We start from the raw sequence: 13,786 nt of genomic DNA, 5'->3' as shown, positions 1-13,786 counted from the left end.
CGGGATAGCCTGCCCCGAAGGCGAGATCGTGATGGGTGAGCCAGATCGTGTGGTCGGCCCCCGGGAAGAGCCCGCGCGCGTCGGACGGGATCGCCTGCCCGAAGGGCGTGGCGCCGAGGCCGATCAGGCGCTCCTGCACGGCGTAATGCGCCGCCGGGCCGGATTCCGGCACGGCGTCGAGGACGTCGCTCACCGCCAGCATCGCCAGGCTGTCGCCGTCGGAGAGGCGGGTGTGGCGGATGTCGTGGTTGCCGACATTGGCGAGCGGCCGGTGCCGGAACCCCTTGAGGATCCGGATCAGGCGCGACTTCAGGCTCTCGTCCGGCTCCACCGGCCGCTCGAACAGGTCGCCGAGGAGCAGGGGCGCGAGGTCGCGGCCGTTGGCGAGCGCCACGCAATGCTCGAGCTTGGCCAGAACCGGCGCCGGCCAGTCGGGATCCTTGCGCCGGCCCGGCCGGCGGGACGAGACGTGGGGGTCGCCGATGACGAGGAGGCCGGCGCACGACACCGGCGCGGCGTCGAGCCGCTCGCGTCCGAGGATCATGCCGCCTCCCCCGCCCGGGCGTGGCGGTGGCCGGCGAGGAGGGCGGCGGGCGCGGCGGGCGTGCCGCAGGCGGGGCAGCGTCCGCCGGTCGAGGCCAGAACCTCCGCCATCTCGGCCTCCGCGGCGGCAAGGCCGTCCCGGGCCGCCGCCTTCCGGTCTTCCGCCTCGGCGAGGCGGCGACCGATCTCGGCGAGGCGCTGGCGCGTCGCCGCGGCGTCCGGCCGGAGCGCGGGCGGTGCCGGGAGGTCGCGCAGGGCCGCCGCCCGCTCTTCCGCCTCCGCGAGGCCGGCTCTCAGGCGGCGCAGCCGGGCGACGTGGGCGGCGGCCTGCGCCGAGTCCTGAGGGGACGGCGCCTCCGGCGGCAGGTCCGCCAGCGCCGCCACCCTGCCCCGTGCCACGGCGAGATCCGTGGCGGCGGCGAGCACCCGTCGGCCCAGGGCCTCGCGGTTGCGCGCCTCGGCGAGGCTGCGCCCCAGCTCGGCCCCGACCTCCGGCCCCGGCAGGTCCGCCAAGGCGCGCGCCCGGGCGGCGGCGCCGGCCGCGAGGCGGGAGGCGCGGGCGAGGCGCTCGGCCAGGGCCGACCGGTCGCGCAGGCGCGCCGCCTCGGCCGCGAGGGCGCCGGCCTGGTCGTGCAGCCCGTGCAGCGTCTCCGCCAGGGCGTCGAGCCCGTCGAGGGCGGCCAGGGTCTCGCGCAGGCGGGCGATCTCGCGCTCGCCCTCGCGGATCGTGCGCTGGTCCTCGGTGACCCGCTCGCGCTGCAACGCCTGCATGTCGCGGATCAGCCCGGCCTCGCGGCCGATCGACAGCACCGCCGAGCGCCGCGCCGGCTTCTCGCCGAGGAGGAAGACCGGGAATTTCTGGTGCGCGACGTGGACGTCGAGCTCCTCGACCCGGGTGATGCCGTAGAGCCGCTCGACCCATGCCGGCACGTCGCGGCCGCCGGTCTCGAAGGTCGTGCCGTTCTCCTGTACCAGCGACCCGTCCGCCTCGTGCAGCGACCACAGGTTGACCGGCGTGCGCTTCGGCTGGCGCACGTAGCGGAGCACCCGGCCCCCGGCGACGCCGATCTCGACCCGGCCCGCGCTCGCCCCCGCCCGCACCAGGCTGTCGCGCACCTCGCCGTAGAACACCGCCCGCAAGGCCCGGATCACCGTCGACTTGCCGTGGTTGTTCGGCCCGACCAGGGCGTTGACCCCGGGCGAGAGCGGCAGGGTCGCGTCGGCGAAGCCCTGGACGTCGATGAGGCGGATGAAGCGGAAGCCCGGCATCTCAGGGCGCCACTGCGCCGCGCAGGACGCCGCCGGCCCCTCGATCGCGACCCCGGTCCCGGGCCGCCCGGCGATCCGGCTGACCGTCAGGCCGGCATCGAACCCGGCCACGTCGTGGTGGGAGATCGCCAGGCACTGCACACCGAGCCGGGCGGCGCCGTCGTCGAGCACCCGGTAGAAGGCCGGCACGCGGTCCGGCGCGATCCAGCAATCGGCCTCGTCGAGGGCGAGGAAGCGGCCGACGCCGGCCTTCACCACCGCGATCAGGCGGAGCGCCATGCCGACCACGTTGGTCATCGCGCCGCCATTGTCCTCCAGCACGTCCTCGCGGCCGCCATCCGGGCGCTCGACCGCGATGTCGAGGGCCGGCAGGCCGCGCTCGGTGGTCAGGTCCAGGCGCACCGGCTTCTCGCCGGGCAACACCTCCTGGACGAGGGCGGTGAGCAGGGTCTCGAAGGTCGCGACGCTGCGCCGGTTGGCGTCCTGCTGCAACTCGCGCAGGTAGGTGTCGACGGCGTCGCGCTGGGCGAGCCGTCCCTTGGCGGCGGCCACCGCCCTGGTCTTCGTCGCGAGGGCCTTGCGGTCGCCGTCGCGGGTCGCCTCCAGGCGGGAGAGCAGGCGGTCGGCGCGGGTCAGCGCGTCCTGGATGTCGGCCGGGGTCACGGGCGCGTCTCAGCGGCCCGCATCGAGGGCGTCGAGGCGGACCTGGACCGATCGCAGGGCCTGCGCGAAGGCCTCGACCCGGCGGGCATTCTCGGCCCTGGCCTCATCGATCATCCGGCGGATCTCGGCCTCGTCGTCGGTGCCCAGCTCCTCGCGGGCCTGGGCCCGGGCGGCGGCCAGCTCGGCGGTCAGGCGCTCGACGTCGCTCTCGGCCCGGATCCGGTCGGCGCGCAGGCGCTCATAGGCCGGCTGCAGCGCCTCGAGGCGGCGCAGGGCCTCGAGGTCGGGCCCCGGCTCCTGTCCCTTGCGGCTGCGCTCCATCTGGCTCCTCGCGTTCATCTCCGGACGGCCGCAGCTGCATGCGGACGCCCGGCAGGCCCGGCCGGGCGCCGGCGCGCATGCGCCGGATCGTCCAGAGAGCGAGGTGGCATTCCGCCCCCGCTTTGGCAACGCGCCGGCCTTCGAGAAATGTTCATCGATCCCTGTTGACGACCTGTGCAAATCAGCCCAGTGTTCCGGAAATGTTCCACACGACGAGCCGGTCCGGGAGGCGGCGCGGCGTCGCGGCGGAACCTTGGGAGACCCGCATGGAGACCACCCGCCTGGACGACGAAGCGGCCGAGGCTGCCCCGCTGTTCGAGAACCGGGACTGGCGCCTCCACGCGGACGGCCTGGAGCACCGGGAGACCGGCTACTTCATCGACCGCGACAGCCTGAACGCCCGGCGGCCGGACGGCTACTGGGAATGGCCGCTCCACCTCTCGGAGAAGAGCTGGTGCGGCGTGCGCAGCTTCCGCGAGGCGTTCTCCGCCGCCCTCGACGCCTTCGGCATCGCGCCCGACCGCAAGCTCACCCTCTCCTTCGCGCTGGGCTTCGGCACCCGGGTCGGCGGCGCCGCGCCGGACGCCTTCGTGCCGCTCGGCGAGCTCGTGCGCTTCCGGGCGCCCGCGCCGCGCACGAGCGTCTCGGTCCGCCCGCTGGTGGCGGCGAGCGCCTGACGGCTCTTCCCCGCGAACACTCTCCCCTGGCGCCCGGAAATGCTCTAGAGCCCGCCTCCACGGGTATGCGGGGAGTGGACGGTCGTGAGCGGGCACCGCAGCGTGGAGATCATCGTCTGGGGCCGGGTCCAGGGCGTCGGCTACCGGGCCTGGACCAAGGGCGTCGCGGAGGCGCGCGGCCTCTCCGGCACCGTGCGCAACCGGCACGACGGCAGCGTGGAAGCCGTCCTCGCGGGGCCGGAGGAGGCTGTCGCGGCGGTGATCGAGGCCTGTCGCCAGGGCCCGCCCGGGGCGCGGGTGCAGGATCTCGCGGTCCGTGATCGCGACGCCGAGCCGCAGCCCGCGCCGATGCGCGGCGTTCAGATCCTGCCGACCGCCTGACGAGGTCCGGCATGCACCCGGATCTGGGCTTCAGCAGCTTCTCGCTCCTCGACCTCGCGGCCCTCCTCTGCTTCCTCTCGGCCTGGTGGGGCTATTCCTACGCGGTCGAGCATCTGTCCGGCGGCAAGCGCAGCCTCAACGGCATGATGAACCGCTACCGCCACGCCTGGGCCGACCAGCAGATCGTGCGCGAGAACCGGGTGGTCGACACCACCATCAACGCCTCGCTCCAGAACGGCACCGCCTTCTTCGCCTCGACGGCGCTGATCGCCTTGGGCAGCGCCCTCACCCTGTCGCGCTCCGCCGACGACGCCCTGACCCTGTTCTCCACCCTGCCCTTCGGCGCGCCGATGACCCGGACGGTGTGGGAGATCAAGGTGGCGGGCCTCGCCCTGATCTTCGTCTACGCCTTCTTCAAGTTCGCCTGGGCCTACCGGCTGTTCAATTACGGCGCCATCCTGATCGGCGCGGTGCCGCCGCGGGAGGGCGACCCGGTCCGGATCGAGCGCGCGGCGCGGCGGGCGGCGGCCATGAACGTGGTGGCGGGCGGCCATTTCAACCGCGGGCAGCGTGCGTTCTTCTTCGCGCTGGCCTATCTCGGGTGGTTCGTCAGCGCCACCGTGCTGTTCGCCACCACCGCGATGGTGCTCACCGTGATGTGGCAGCGCCAGTTCGCCTCCGACGCCCGCCGGGCCCTGCAGGATTACGATGATCCCTGACGATTACGAGATCGAACTCACCCTGGTGCGCCTCGTCACCGATCGCGGGCCCGACAAGACGGTCTGCCCCTCCGAGGTCGCCCGGGCCCTGGGAGGCCCCCACCCGGACGGCTGGGGCCCCCTGATGCAGCCGGTCCGGCGCCAGGCGGTGCGGCTGATGAAGCAGGGCCGCATCGCGATCCTGCGCAAGGGCAAGGTGGTGGCGGATCCGGACGACTTTCGCGGCGTCTACCGGCTCTCGTTGCCGCGCTCCGCCGATCATGGTCCCGGAAACACCGATTCCGTGTAGCCCGAGGCCCGGTAGGCCAGGAGGCCGAGCCATTCGCGCGCCGCGACGTCCAGCTCGAACAGGCCGTCCCCGGCCGTCGAATGGAGCGCGACGGCGCCGGGGCCGGTGCGGTAATCGACCGGATAGGCCGTGACCGTGAAGCCGGCGCGCCGGAAGCAGCCCATCGCCCGCGGCATGTGCCAGGCCGAGGTGACGAGGAGCCAGCGCTCGCCCGGCTTCGGCTTGACCAGTTCGGCGCTGAAGGCGGCGTTCTCGTGGGTGTTGCGGGAGCGGTCGTCGTAGGTGATCCGCTCCGGCGGGACGCCGAGCGACGCGGCGTGGCGGCGCAGAACCGCGGATTCGGACACCGCGCCGTCGCCGGTGAGCCGGCCGGAGCCCCCGGCGAAGACGAGCGTGGCCTTAGGGTAGCGCCGCGCGAGGTCGCCGAGCGCGATCATGCGCTCGCCGGCATCGTTGACGACGAGCTGGTCGCGGGCGGATGACAGCCCGGTCTCGACTGCGCCGCCCAGAACCACGATGCCGGTGACCGGCACGCCGTCGTCGCGGAATTCCGGGAAGCGGTTCTCGAGCGGGCCGAAGACCAGGGAGGCCAGCGGCGAGACGCCGCCGACCAGGAGAATGAGGCCGGCGGTGGCGACGAGGCCGAGGCCGAGGCGCCGCCAGCGCAAGGAGAGTCTTGAACCCGCGAGCCCTGCCCCGGCGAGAACCAGGAGCAGGAGCAGGTTCGACGGTGCCGTGAGGAACCACAGCACCTTCGAGAGCACGAAGAACACCGGGAGGATCCCGGCTCAGGCGAGGGTTCAGGCCTTAGCCGTCTCCGCCTCGTAGCGGGCGCGGGTCTCGGCGTTCGGCGGGTAGAGGCCCGGCAGGGGCAGACCCTTGTCGACCTCGCGCATGATCCAGAGTTCGAGGCGCTCCTGCTCGACGGCGGCGAGCGCCACCTCCTCGGCCAAAGCCGCCGGGATCAGCACCGCGCCGTCGCCATCGGCCACCACGATGTCGTCGGGATAGACCGCGACGCCGCCGCAGCCGACCGGCTCGCCCCAGCCGACGAAGGTCAGGCCCGACACCGAGGCCGGGGCCGCGACGCCGGAGCACCAGACGGGCAGGCCGGTGCCGTCGACGCCCTCGCCGTCGCGCACGACGCCGTCGGTGACGAGCGCCGCGACGCCGCGCTTCTTCATCCGGGCGCACAGGATGTCGCCGAAGATGCCGGCATCCTGCACCCCCATCGCATCGACCACCGCGATGCAGCCCTCGGGCATCGCCTCGATCGCCGCGCGGGTCGAGGTCGGGCTCGACCAGGATTCGGGGGTCGCCAGGTCCTCGCGGGCCGGCACGAAGCGCAGGGTGAAGGCCGGGCCGACCACCCGCTGCCCGGCGGCGAAGCGCGGCATCGGCCCGCGCATCCAGCAGCGGCGGATGCCCTTCTTCAGGAGCACGGTGGTGAGGGTGGCGGTGGTGACGGCCTGCAGGGCGTCGAGGAGCGTCTTGTCGAGCGGCATCGGGCCTTCGGGGGCATGGGAAAATCGGACGAATCGAGACCTAGCCGATCCGGGGCCGGGCGGCCACGCCGCCAGCGCATGGCCCTGCGGCTCAGCTCAGGGCCGGCAGCGCCACCGCGGCCGCCGGCCGCGCCCCGAGCCGGTCGTACCAGGCCCGCAGGGCCGGCCGCTCGATGCGGGGCACGTCGAGGTGGAGCCAGCGGTGGGTGGCGGCGCCGAGGGCGATGTCGGCGGCGGTGAAGCGGTCGCCGACCGCGTAGGCGCGGCCCATCAGATGCGCGTCGAGGATCGCCGCGCATTCCTCCGAGGCCGCGACCGACCGGTCGATCACCGCCTGGTCGCGTTGCTCCGGCGGGGTGCGGACGGTCTGCCAGAACGCGTCCCGGGTCGCGGGCGTGAAGCGGGTCGCCTGCCAGTCGAGCCACTGGTCGACCAGGGCCGCCTCGCGCGGATCCTCCGGCCATAGGCCGCCCGCCCCATGGCCGCGGGCGAGGTAGCGCAGGATCGCGTTGGATTCCCAGAGGACGAAGCCGTCCTCCTCCATCACCGGCACGAGGCCGTTGGGGTTGAGAACCAGGTAATCCGGCTCGCGTACCCGCCCGAAGGCGCCGCCGGCCTCGACCCGCTCGTAAGGCAGGTCCAGTTCCTCCAGGCCCCACACCGCCTTCTGCACGTTGACGGAACTCAGCCGTCCCCAGAGCCTGCGCATGGCGTGTCCTCCTGTTTCGGCGGGTAGGCGTGGGTCGCGCCCTGCGGGTCGGTGACGGTCCAGCCCGCGGGCCCGCCCGCCAGGTAGCCGGGTCCCACCGGCACCTTGCCGTATCCGCCCGGGATGTCGAGGACGTAGGTCGGCTGCGCCAGGCCGGACACCCGGCCGCGCAACCCGCGCATCAGGTCCTGGCCGTGATCGAGGGTGGTGCGCAGGTGGCCGGTGCCCGGGGCGAGGTCGCCGTGATGCAGGTAATAGGGCTTGATCCGGTTCTCGACGAAGGCCCGCATCAGGGCGGCGAGGGTCTCGGGATCGTCGTTGATTCCGGCCAGCAGCACCGACTGGCTCACCATCGGGATGCCGGCATCGACGAGGCGCGCGATCGCCGCGCGGGCGCTTCCAGAGAATTCCCGCGGATGGTTGGCGTGGAGCGCCACGAACACCGCGCCCTCGAAGCTTTTCAGCGCCGCGACCAGCGCGGCATCGACTCGGCCCGGATCGACCACCGGCACGCGGGTATGGAGCCGCAGCACCCGCACATGCGGGATGTCCTTCAGCGCGGCGGCGATGCGGCCGAGGCGCCGGGGCGAGAGCACCAGCGGATCGCCGCCGGTGACCACCACCTCCCAGATCTCCGGATGGCCGGCGATGTAGGCGAGGGCCGCGTCGAGTTCGGACTCCGTGAGGCTGCCCTGCCCGTCCGGCCCCACCACCTCGCGGCGGAAGCAGAAGCGGCAATAGACCGGGCAGACGTGGAGGGGCTTCAGCAGCACCCGGTCGGGGTAGCGGTGGACGATGCCGGGGACCGGCGCGTGCGCCTCGTCGCCGATCGGGTCGGCCCGCTCTTCCGGGCTGGTGACCAGCTCCTCGGCCCGCGGCACGAATTGCCGGCCAATGGCGTCATCCGGATCGGCGATCAGCTCGGCGATGTCCGGGGTGATCGCGACGGCGTAGCGCGCCGCCACCCGTTCGAGGGCCGGCAGCCGCTCCGCCGGCACGAGCCTGCGCGCCGCGAGATCGCCCGCATTGCGGATCGCCCCGCTCACCGCATTCCCTCGCCACGGGGATACTCGGCGACGGGCGTCCAGATCACGTCCTCGATCCGCCGGGCGCCGGTCGCCAGCACGACGAGGCGGTCGAAGCCGAGGGCGATGCCGCTCGCCTCGGGCATCTGCCCGAGGGCGCTCAAGAAATCCTCGTCGAGGGGGTAGCGCTCGCCGTAGACGCGCTCCTTCTCGTCCATCTCGGCGGAGAAGCGGCGGCGCTGCTCGGCCGGATCGGTCAGTTCGCCGAAGGCGTTGGCGAGCTCGACGCCGCAGCAATAGAACTCGAACCGCTCCGCCACCCGCGGATCGGCGGGGCTCGGCCGGGCCAAGGCGGCTTCCGGGATCGGGTACTCGCACAGGATCGTCGCCCGGCCGCGGCCGAGGGCCGGCTCGACCCGCTCGACCATGACCCGGCTGAACAGGTCGGCCCAGGTGTCGTCCGGCGCGGTGCGGATGCCGGCCTCGCTCAGCGCGGCGGCGAGCCCCGCCCGGTCCGTGCCCGCGTCCGGCGCCACCGTCGCCAGGAGGTCGATGCCGGCATGGCGCTGGAAGGCCTCCGCCACGGTCAGCCGCTCCGGCTCGGCGAAGGGGTCGGCCTCGATCCCGCGCCAGGTGAAGGTCTTGGTGCCGGCCGTCTCGGCGGCGAGCGCCAGGAAGGCGGCGCAGTCCCGCATCAGGCTGTCATAGGTCTCCCCCGCCCGGTACCATTCGAGCATGGTGAATTCCGGGTGGTGCAGCGCGCCGCGCTCGCGGTTGCGGTAGACCGGCCCGAGGCTGAACAGCCGCGTCTCGCCCGCCGCGAGCAGCTTCTTGCAGGCGAATTCCGGCGAGGTGTGCAGGTAGAGCGGGTGTTCCGCCCCGTCCGGCCCGATCGCCGTGGTGGCGAAGGCCGAGAGATGCGCCTCGTTGCCGGGCGAGACCTGGAGGATGGCGGCCCCGACCTCGACGAAATCGCGGGCGGCGAACCAGCCGCGCAGGGCGGCGGCGATGCGGTTGCGGACGATCAGCCGCGGCCGGCGGTCGGCATGGACGTGGGGGGCCCACCAGGGCGAGGCAGAGGTCATGGGTCGAGTGTCATCGGGTGGCGGGCGACTGGCGGTCGCGCCTGAGATGCGATAGGGCGGGCCGAAGGCATCCTCTGCCGGCGCGGCGCGCGACGCCCGCGGCTTGGCGGACGCCGCCGCTCTCTGTCAACGCTTCCAGTCCAGGATTCGCCCCGTGCCGAAGGTCATCGCCAGTTCTCTCCGCAAAGGCAACGTCGTCGACAAGGACGGCCGGCTCTACGTGATCCTCTCCGCCGAGAACATCCATCCCGGCAAGGGCACCCCGGTCACCCAGCTCGACATGCGCCGGATCACCGACGGCGTGAAGGTCTCGGAGCGCTACCGCACCACCGAGCAGGTCGAGCGCGCCTATGTCGAGGACCGGGAGCACACCTTCCTGTACAGCGACGGCGAAGGGTTCCACTTCATGAACCCGGAATCCTACGAGCAGCTCGCCGTGCCGGAGGACGTGATCGGCGACATGGCGCCCTATCTCCAGGAGGGTATGGCCGTGATGCTCTCGACCCATAACGGCGTGCCGCTGGCGCTCGAGCTGCCCCAGCGCGTCACCCTCGAAGTGACGGATACCGAGCCGGTCACCAAGGGCCAGACCGCCTCGTCGTCCTACAAGCCCGCCACGCTCTCGAACGGCGTGCGCACCCTGGTCCCGCCGCATATCGGCACCGGCACCCGCATCGTCGTGATGACGGCGGACGGCTCCTACGTCGAGCGCGCCAAGGACTGATCTGACGGGTCGAGGCCGGGGCCCTCACCGATGGCCGCCGGCTTCCCGCATTCCTTGTGCCCTATCCACGGCCTCAGGATGAGGTCGTGGATAGGACAGAGACGGTGAACGGCTCACCGGCCTTGCTCGCCGAGAGCAGCCTTCAAGCATTCTTGGTAGATGCCGGTCGCCGTGGCTTGGTCTGGCAGAGTCAAGGATCCGCGCAGGTTCCGCTGCCACAGCCCTTGGTCGTGCAACCGCACGAGAGAACAGCGCGCCGCGATGCGGCAAATTGCAGGCTGCATTGCATAAGACTCGCAATTCGCCCGATACTCGCGCAGGAACTGCCCCTCCCCCGCCCGCGGATGCGGCCCTGTGACGGCCGCCACCCCGTAGAGCAGCCCGAGCAGCAGCGGCTGATGCAGGAGGTAGACCGCGAGGCTGTGCCGCCCGGCCGCCGTCGCGAGCCGCCCGGCACCACCGCGCGGCGCCCAGGCGCCCGCCCGCGAGGCCGCGAGACGCGGCAGCCCGATCCGGCCGAGCCCTATTCCCGCGAGCACGAAGCCGAACCAGGGAAAGAGCGGCACATAGTCGTTCGTCGTCGGCACGGTCGCGCCGAGCCCGAGGAAGAGCAGCCCCGGCGCATCGAGGAAACCCGGCGATCCCGCGCGGGCGGCCAGGGTCGGCCCGGCGAGGACGAGGGCGGCGGCGAGGCCCACCAGCGGCAGGGGCGCCTTCAGCGCCGGCAGCGCCAGCACGCTCGACAAGGCGATGCAGTGCAGGATGCCGAAGAAGATCCACGAATCGGGGAACAGCCAGGAGGTGGCGAGCGAGATCGCCCCCGCCGCCAGGGCGATGCGCCCGAGCCGGGCCAGGTAGGAACGCCACCACCCCGACTTCCGGCCCTGCGCCAGGACGAGGCTCACCCCGACCAGCATCAGGAAGCTCGCCGCGATGCCGTGCGCCGCGGCCCGGCCCAGGGGCGACAGGGCGGCGTTCTCGGGCGTCAGACGCAGGAAGCCGAGGTCCCAGGTCAGGTGATAGAGCGCCATCGCCAGGAGCGCGACGCCGCGGGCGAGATCGATGACCGCGAGGCGCCGGGCCGGCGCGGTGGGAGGGGGCGGGTTCTGAATCGCGGGATCTCCGGAGCGGTGCTGAGGCGCCGTCATAGCCGAGCCCGGCGCCCATGCCCGCATCTGCGGCGAAAACGCGCAGAGGCGAGAAGGATCGCCGTCGAAGCTGCAACCCTCGGCGGTTTTCCTCGATGGATGCCTCTCCGGATTGCAGAATGCGCGCCGAACCGGCGAAATCGGCCAGGACAGGCGGGTCGACCGTCTCAACTCGGCCGATTTGGGCTTCCCCGAAGTCATGACTTTGTTAATCTGCCGGTGAAGCGCGCGACGCGATTCGAGTGGGTTGCTTACGATGTCGGACGAGTTCGGTTCAGGCCTCGCCGGGGAACGACCGGTGGGCGCGTTCGTGGAGAGCGCGCGCGACTCCCGGCCCGGGCTCGACGCGGCGGCGGAACGCCCGACCGAGCTCGTCGAGGTCAGCGGCCGGATCAAGTGGTTCGACGTCGCGAAGGGCTTCGGCTTCATCGTGCCGGATAGCGGCGCGCCCGACGTGCTGCTTCATGTCACCTGCCTGCGCCGCGACGGTCACCAGAGCGCCAGCGAGGGTGCCCGGATCGTGGTCGAGGCGGTGCAGCGTCCGCGCGGCTGGCAGGCCTTCCGGGTGATCTCCCTCGACCAATCGACCGCGACCCATCCGGCCGAGCTGCCGATGCCGCGCACCCATGTCACCGTGGTGCCGACCAGCGGGCTCGAGACTGCGGTGGTGAAGTGGTTCAACCGCCTGCGCGGCTTCGGCTTCCTGAGCCGCGGCGACGGCACGCCGGACATCTTCGTCCACATGGAGACGCTGCGGCGCTACGGCATCGCCGAGCTGAAGCCCGGCGAGCACGTCATGGTGCGCTACGGCGACGGCTCCAAGGGCCTGATGGCGGCCGAGGTGCGCCTCCTGACCGAGGCGAGCGTCGGCGCGGGACCGCCCTCCTCCCACTAGAAGCCCGCCGCCGGGGGCGGCGCGCCCCGGTGTTCGGCGCGCCGCGGCATTTTCGATTCGCCTGTGTTTCCGGCGGCGGCGCCCCCATCCCTTTCGCCGCAGAATGCGCTAGCTCAGCCTCATGTCGCTCCGCTTCGCACGGCCCCTTGCGGCCCCATCCCGCCGGCTCCTCGCCGCGCTCGTCGTCCTGATCCTGCCGGCGCTGGCGTCCTCGCCCGCTTTCGCCGACGGCCCGTTCGAACCGCTGACCATCGCCTCGCGCTCCGGCCGCCACACCTTCCAGGTCGAGGTGATGCGCGACGATGCCGGGCGCGCCCAAGGCCTGATGTTCCGCCGCAAGATGGCGCCGGATCGCGGTATGCTGTTCGACTTCGAGCGCACCGCCCCGGTGGCGATGTGGATGAAGAACACCTACCTGCCGCTCGACATGCTGTTCATCCGTGCCGACGGCACGGTGGCGCGCATCGCCACGGATACCGAGCCGCTCTCGACCCGCACCATCCCGTCCGGGGAGCCGGTGCTCGGCGTGCTCGAACTCAATGCCGGCACGGCCGCGCGCCTGGGGCTGCATCCGGGCGACAAGGTCGAGCACCCGCTGTTCCGCGGGCGCTGAAGGCCCGGCGGCGCACGCCGCCGGGACACCGCCTCAGAAGCCGCGATTCGAGATGCTCGGGATCGACGGCTGGGTGAAGGCGCGGTTCACGTCGGGCCGGCGCTGCGTCCCGTTGGTGTCGTTCGAGCGCACGTAGTTCTTGGTGTCGAAGGTCTCGGCGAGGCCGCTGCCGCGCGGGTCGTTGCTGCTGGTGCAGGCGGCGGCGAGGCCCGCGAGGGTGAGCGCCGCGGCGACACGAAGGAGACGCATGGGGAGATCCTGGCTCTGACAATCGAGCCGGGGTGCCCGGCTCCCACCCGCCCGTCAAGGCGGTGACGCCGCCGCCGGTCGGTTCCCGGCCAAGTGTGTCCTGGGAGGCGTGTCCTGGGAGGCGTGTCCTGGGACGGGCGCCCTGCCGTGAAGACCCCGTCCCTGTGCCTCCCGCGCCGCGCCGTGCGGAATGTGTGGAGGGCTGCGATTCTCCGGCTGGCGGAGTCCCGAGCTTTGCGCGACAGTCCGGGCCGATGAGCAACGTCGTTCCCCTGCTGCGCCCGCGCCCGGCGCCCGATGCCGCCGCCCGCGCCACCGCGGCGGTCGTCTCCGACCTGGTGACGATCGCCGAGCAGCTGCACGACATCGGCGCCCGCGCCGCCGCCCTCGGCCGGCCGCGCACGGAGGCCGAGCGCACGGTGCAGATGGTTCTGGATGCCGTGACGTCGATCGAGCGGGCGCTGGACACCATCACGGATGGCGGGGATTATACGCCGTTCTGACCTGCGCCGCCGTCGATGGCCGTCTCCGTTCGCCGCCTCGCCCCCGCCGACATCGCCCTGCTGCGTGACCTCAACCGGCTGTTCGGCCGGGCCTTCGGGGATCCCGGCACCTATGGCGATGCGCCGCCCGGCGACGCGTACCTGGCGGACCTGCTGGCGAAGGAGCACGTCTTCGTGCTGGCCGCCCTCGCGGAGGAGGCGGTTTTGGGCGGTCTCGTGGCCTATGCCCTCGACAAGATCGAGCAGGCGCGCCGCGAGGTGTACATCTACGACCTCGCCGTCGATGCGCCGCACCGGCGCCAGGGCATCGCCACGGCTCTGATCGCGCATCTCGGGACCATCTGCGGCGGATCCGTGATCTTCGTCCAGGCCGATCCGGGCGACGAGGCCGCCCTCGCGCTCTATGCCGGGCTCGGCATGCGCGAGGACGTGCACACTTCGATATCCCGGTGCCGCCGGGAGGCTGAT

General features: G+C 72.7%; 17 protein-coding genes and 2 pseudogenes. 9 read left to right on the top strand and 10 right to left on the bottom strand.

The genetic code is table 11. The annotated features are described in order from the left end of the window. From VQ03_RS06970 to VQ03_RS06960, 3 genes and pseudogenes are all read right to left on the bottom strand, one after another. A pseudogene (locus tag VQ03_RS06970) lies at positions 1-544 on the bottom strand (hypothetical protein); the annotation flags it as partial. Continuing rightward, on the bottom strand, positions 541-2,475 hold the full coding sequence (locus tag VQ03_RS06965; protein ID WP_048450145.1) for an AAA family ATPase: 1,935 nt from the start codon (positions 2,473-2,475) through the stop codon (positions 541-543). The gene VQ03_RS06965 and the pseudogene VQ03_RS06970, both read right to left, overlap by 4 nt. 9 nt (positions 2,476-2,484) lie before the next feature. Continuing rightward, positions 2,485-2,796: a hypothetical protein gene (locus VQ03_RS06960; protein WP_048450144.1), complete on the bottom strand. Its 312-nt coding sequence runs from the start codon at positions 2,794-2,796 to the stop codon at positions 2,485-2,487. A 266-nt stretch (positions 2,797-3,062) separates the two neighbouring features. On the opposite strand from VQ03_RS06960, the gene VQ03_RS06955 reads away from it, so the two are divergent. The 4 genes from VQ03_RS06955 (at position 3,063) to VQ03_RS06940 (ending at position 4,862) form a co-directional block, all read left to right on the top strand. After that, positions 3,063-3,473, top strand: coding sequence for a hypothetical protein (locus tag VQ03_RS06955; RefSeq protein WP_048450143.1), 411 nt, complete (start codon positions 3,063-3,065; stop codon positions 3,471-3,473). Positions 3,474-3,557: 84 nt separating this feature from the next. Beyond that, positions 3,558-3,854, top strand: a complete 297-nt coding sequence (locus VQ03_RS06950; RefSeq protein WP_048450142.1) for an acylphosphatase — start codon at positions 3,558-3,560, stop codon at positions 3,852-3,854. An 11-nt stretch (positions 3,855-3,865) separates the two neighbouring features. Further along, positions 3,866-4,573: a DUF599 domain-containing protein gene (locus VQ03_RS06945; RefSeq protein WP_048450141.1), complete on the top strand. Its 708-nt coding sequence runs from the start codon at positions 3,866-3,868 to the stop codon at positions 4,571-4,573. Further along, entirely contained in the window at positions 4,563-4,862 is a 300-nt protein-coding gene (locus VQ03_RS06940; protein WP_208605481.1) for a DUF3253 domain-containing protein, read from the top strand. The genes VQ03_RS06945 and VQ03_RS06940 overlap by 11 nt, the downstream gene beginning before the upstream one ends. Here the strand turns inward: VQ03_RS06940 and VQ03_RS06935 are convergent. The 5 genes from VQ03_RS06935 to epmA all read right to left on the bottom strand — a co-directional run bounded on the left by VQ03_RS06935 (position 4,832) and on the right by epmA (position 9,186). Next, a complete protein-coding gene (locus VQ03_RS06935; RefSeq protein ID WP_048450139.1) occupies positions 4,832-5,635 on the bottom strand; it encodes a YdcF family protein in 804 nt (267 codons plus the stop codon). The genes VQ03_RS06940 and VQ03_RS06935 overlap by 31 nt on opposite strands. A 27-nt stretch (positions 5,636-5,662) precedes the next feature. Further along, positions 5,663-6,367: a ribonuclease activity regulator RraA gene (locus tag VQ03_RS06930; RefSeq protein ID WP_048450138.1), complete on the bottom strand. Its 705-nt coding sequence runs from the start codon at positions 6,365-6,367 to the stop codon at positions 5,663-5,665. 91 nt (positions 6,368-6,458) lie between these two features. Further along, positions 6,459-7,076, bottom strand: coding sequence for a glutathione S-transferase family protein (locus VQ03_RS06925; protein WP_048450137.1), 618 nt, complete (start codon positions 7,074-7,076; stop codon positions 6,459-6,461). After that, a complete protein-coding gene (locus VQ03_RS06920) occupies positions 7,052-8,122 on the bottom strand; it encodes a lysine-2,3-aminomutase-like protein (protein ID WP_048450136.1) in 1,071 nt (356 codons plus the stop codon). The genes VQ03_RS06925 and VQ03_RS06920 overlap by 25 nt, the downstream gene beginning before the upstream one ends. Then, positions 8,119-9,186 carry an EF-P lysine aminoacylase EpmA gene (gene epmA, locus VQ03_RS06915; RefSeq protein ID WP_048450135.1) on the bottom strand — a complete coding sequence of 356 codons (1,068 nt, stop codon included), beginning with the start codon at positions 9,184-9,186 and terminating at the stop codon, positions 8,119-8,121. Before epmA ends, VQ03_RS06920 begins: the two co-directional genes overlap by 4 nt. A 154-nt stretch (positions 9,187-9,340) precedes the next feature. On the opposite strand from epmA, the gene efp reads away from it, so the two are divergent. Then, positions 9,341-9,910 (top strand): elongation factor P, encoded by a 570-nt coding sequence (gene efp / locus VQ03_RS06910; RefSeq protein WP_048427843.1) that lies wholly within the window; start codon positions 9,341-9,343, stop codon positions 9,908-9,910. Between the two features lie 113 nt (positions 9,911-10,023). Here efp and VQ03_RS06905 read toward each other — a convergent pair whose 3' ends face one another. Next, complete coding sequence (locus VQ03_RS06905; protein ID WP_048450134.1) at positions 10,024-11,058, bottom strand: heparan-alpha-glucosaminide N-acetyltransferase; 1,035 nt, start codon at positions 11,056-11,058, stop codon at positions 10,024-10,026. Positions 11,059-11,314: 256 nt separating this feature from the next. Between VQ03_RS06905 and VQ03_RS06900 the strand changes: the two genes are divergently transcribed. Further along, positions 11,315-11,953, top strand: coding sequence for a cold-shock protein (locus VQ03_RS06900; protein WP_048450133.1), 639 nt, complete (start codon positions 11,315-11,317; stop codon positions 11,951-11,953). 121 nt (positions 11,954-12,074) lie between these two features. Further along, a complete protein-coding gene (locus tag VQ03_RS06895; protein WP_048450132.1) occupies positions 12,075-12,566 on the top strand; it encodes a DUF192 domain-containing protein in 492 nt (163 codons plus the stop codon). A gap of 33 nt (positions 12,567-12,599) precedes the next feature. Here the strand turns inward: VQ03_RS06895 and VQ03_RS06890 are convergent, their stop codons facing one another. After that, a complete protein-coding gene (locus VQ03_RS06890; protein ID WP_048450131.1) occupies positions 12,600-12,815 on the bottom strand; it encodes a hypothetical protein in 216 nt (71 codons plus the stop codon). Positions 12,816-13,069: 254 nt separating this feature from the next. Here VQ03_RS06890 and VQ03_RS06885 point away from each other — a divergent pair, with 254 nt between their 5' ends. Together VQ03_RS06885 and VQ03_RS31615 are read left to right on the top strand one after the other, a co-directional pair. After that, complete coding sequence (locus VQ03_RS06885; RefSeq protein WP_048450130.1) at positions 13,070-13,318, top strand: hypothetical protein; 249 nt, start codon at positions 13,070-13,072, stop codon at positions 13,316-13,318. A gap of 15 nt (positions 13,319-13,333) precedes the next feature. Further along, a pseudogene (locus tag VQ03_RS31615) lies at positions 13,334-13,785 on the top strand (GNAT family N-acetyltransferase). Position 13,786: the final 1 nt, after the last annotated feature.

The sequence above is a fragment of the Methylobacterium tarhaniae genome (assembly GCF_001043955.1).
GTDB classification, from domain to species: domain Bacteria; phylum Pseudomonadota; class Alphaproteobacteria; order Rhizobiales; family Beijerinckiaceae; genus Methylobacterium; species Methylobacterium tarhaniae.
This window is presented reverse-complemented; position numbering and strand designations above follow the sequence as displayed.

Excerpts from the sequence above, each read along its gene's own strand:
- VQ03_RS06930 (WP_048450138.1), bottom strand. The coding sequence starts at position 6,367 with ATGCCGCTCGACAAGACGCTCCTCGACGCCCTGCAGGCCGTCACCACC.
- VQ03_RS06945 (WP_048450141.1), top strand. The coding sequence starts at position 3,866 with ATGCACCCGGATCTGGGCTTCAGCAGCTTCTCGCTCCTCGACCTCGCG.
- VQ03_RS06940 (WP_208605481.1), top strand. The coding sequence starts at position 4,563 with ATGATCCCTGACGATTACGAGATCGAACTCACCCTGGTGCGCCTCGTC.
- VQ03_RS06925 (WP_048450137.1), bottom strand. The coding sequence starts at position 7,076 with ATGCGCAGGCTCTGGGGACGGCTGAGTTCCGTCAACGTGCAGAAGGCG.
- VQ03_RS06895 (WP_048450132.1), top strand. The coding sequence starts at position 12,075 with ATGTCGCTCCGCTTCGCACGGCCCCTTGCGGCCCCATCCCGCCGGCTC.
- VQ03_RS06890 (WP_048450131.1), bottom strand. The coding sequence starts at position 12,815 with ATGCGTCTCCTTCGTGTCGCCGCGGCGCTCACCCTCGCGGGCCTCGCC.
- VQ03_RS06885 (WP_048450130.1), top strand. The coding sequence starts at position 13,070 with ATGAGCAACGTCGTTCCCCTGCTGCGCCCGCGCCCGGCGCCCGATGCC.
- epmA (WP_048450135.1), bottom strand. The coding sequence starts at position 9,186 with ATGACCTCTGCCTCGCCCTGGTGGGCCCCCCACGTCCATGCCGACCGC.
- VQ03_RS06905 (WP_048450134.1), bottom strand. The coding sequence starts at position 11,058 with ATGACGGCGCCTCAGCACCGCTCCGGAGATCCCGCGATTCAGAACCCG.
- VQ03_RS06955 (WP_048450143.1), top strand. The coding sequence starts at position 3,063 with ATGGAGACCACCCGCCTGGACGACGAAGCGGCCGAGGCTGCCCCGCTG.
- VQ03_RS06960 (WP_048450144.1), bottom strand. The coding sequence starts at position 2,796 with ATGGAGCGCAGCCGCAAGGGACAGGAGCCGGGGCCCGACCTCGAGGCC.
- VQ03_RS06900 (WP_048450133.1), top strand. The coding sequence starts at position 11,315 with ATGTCGGACGAGTTCGGTTCAGGCCTCGCCGGGGAACGACCGGTGGGC.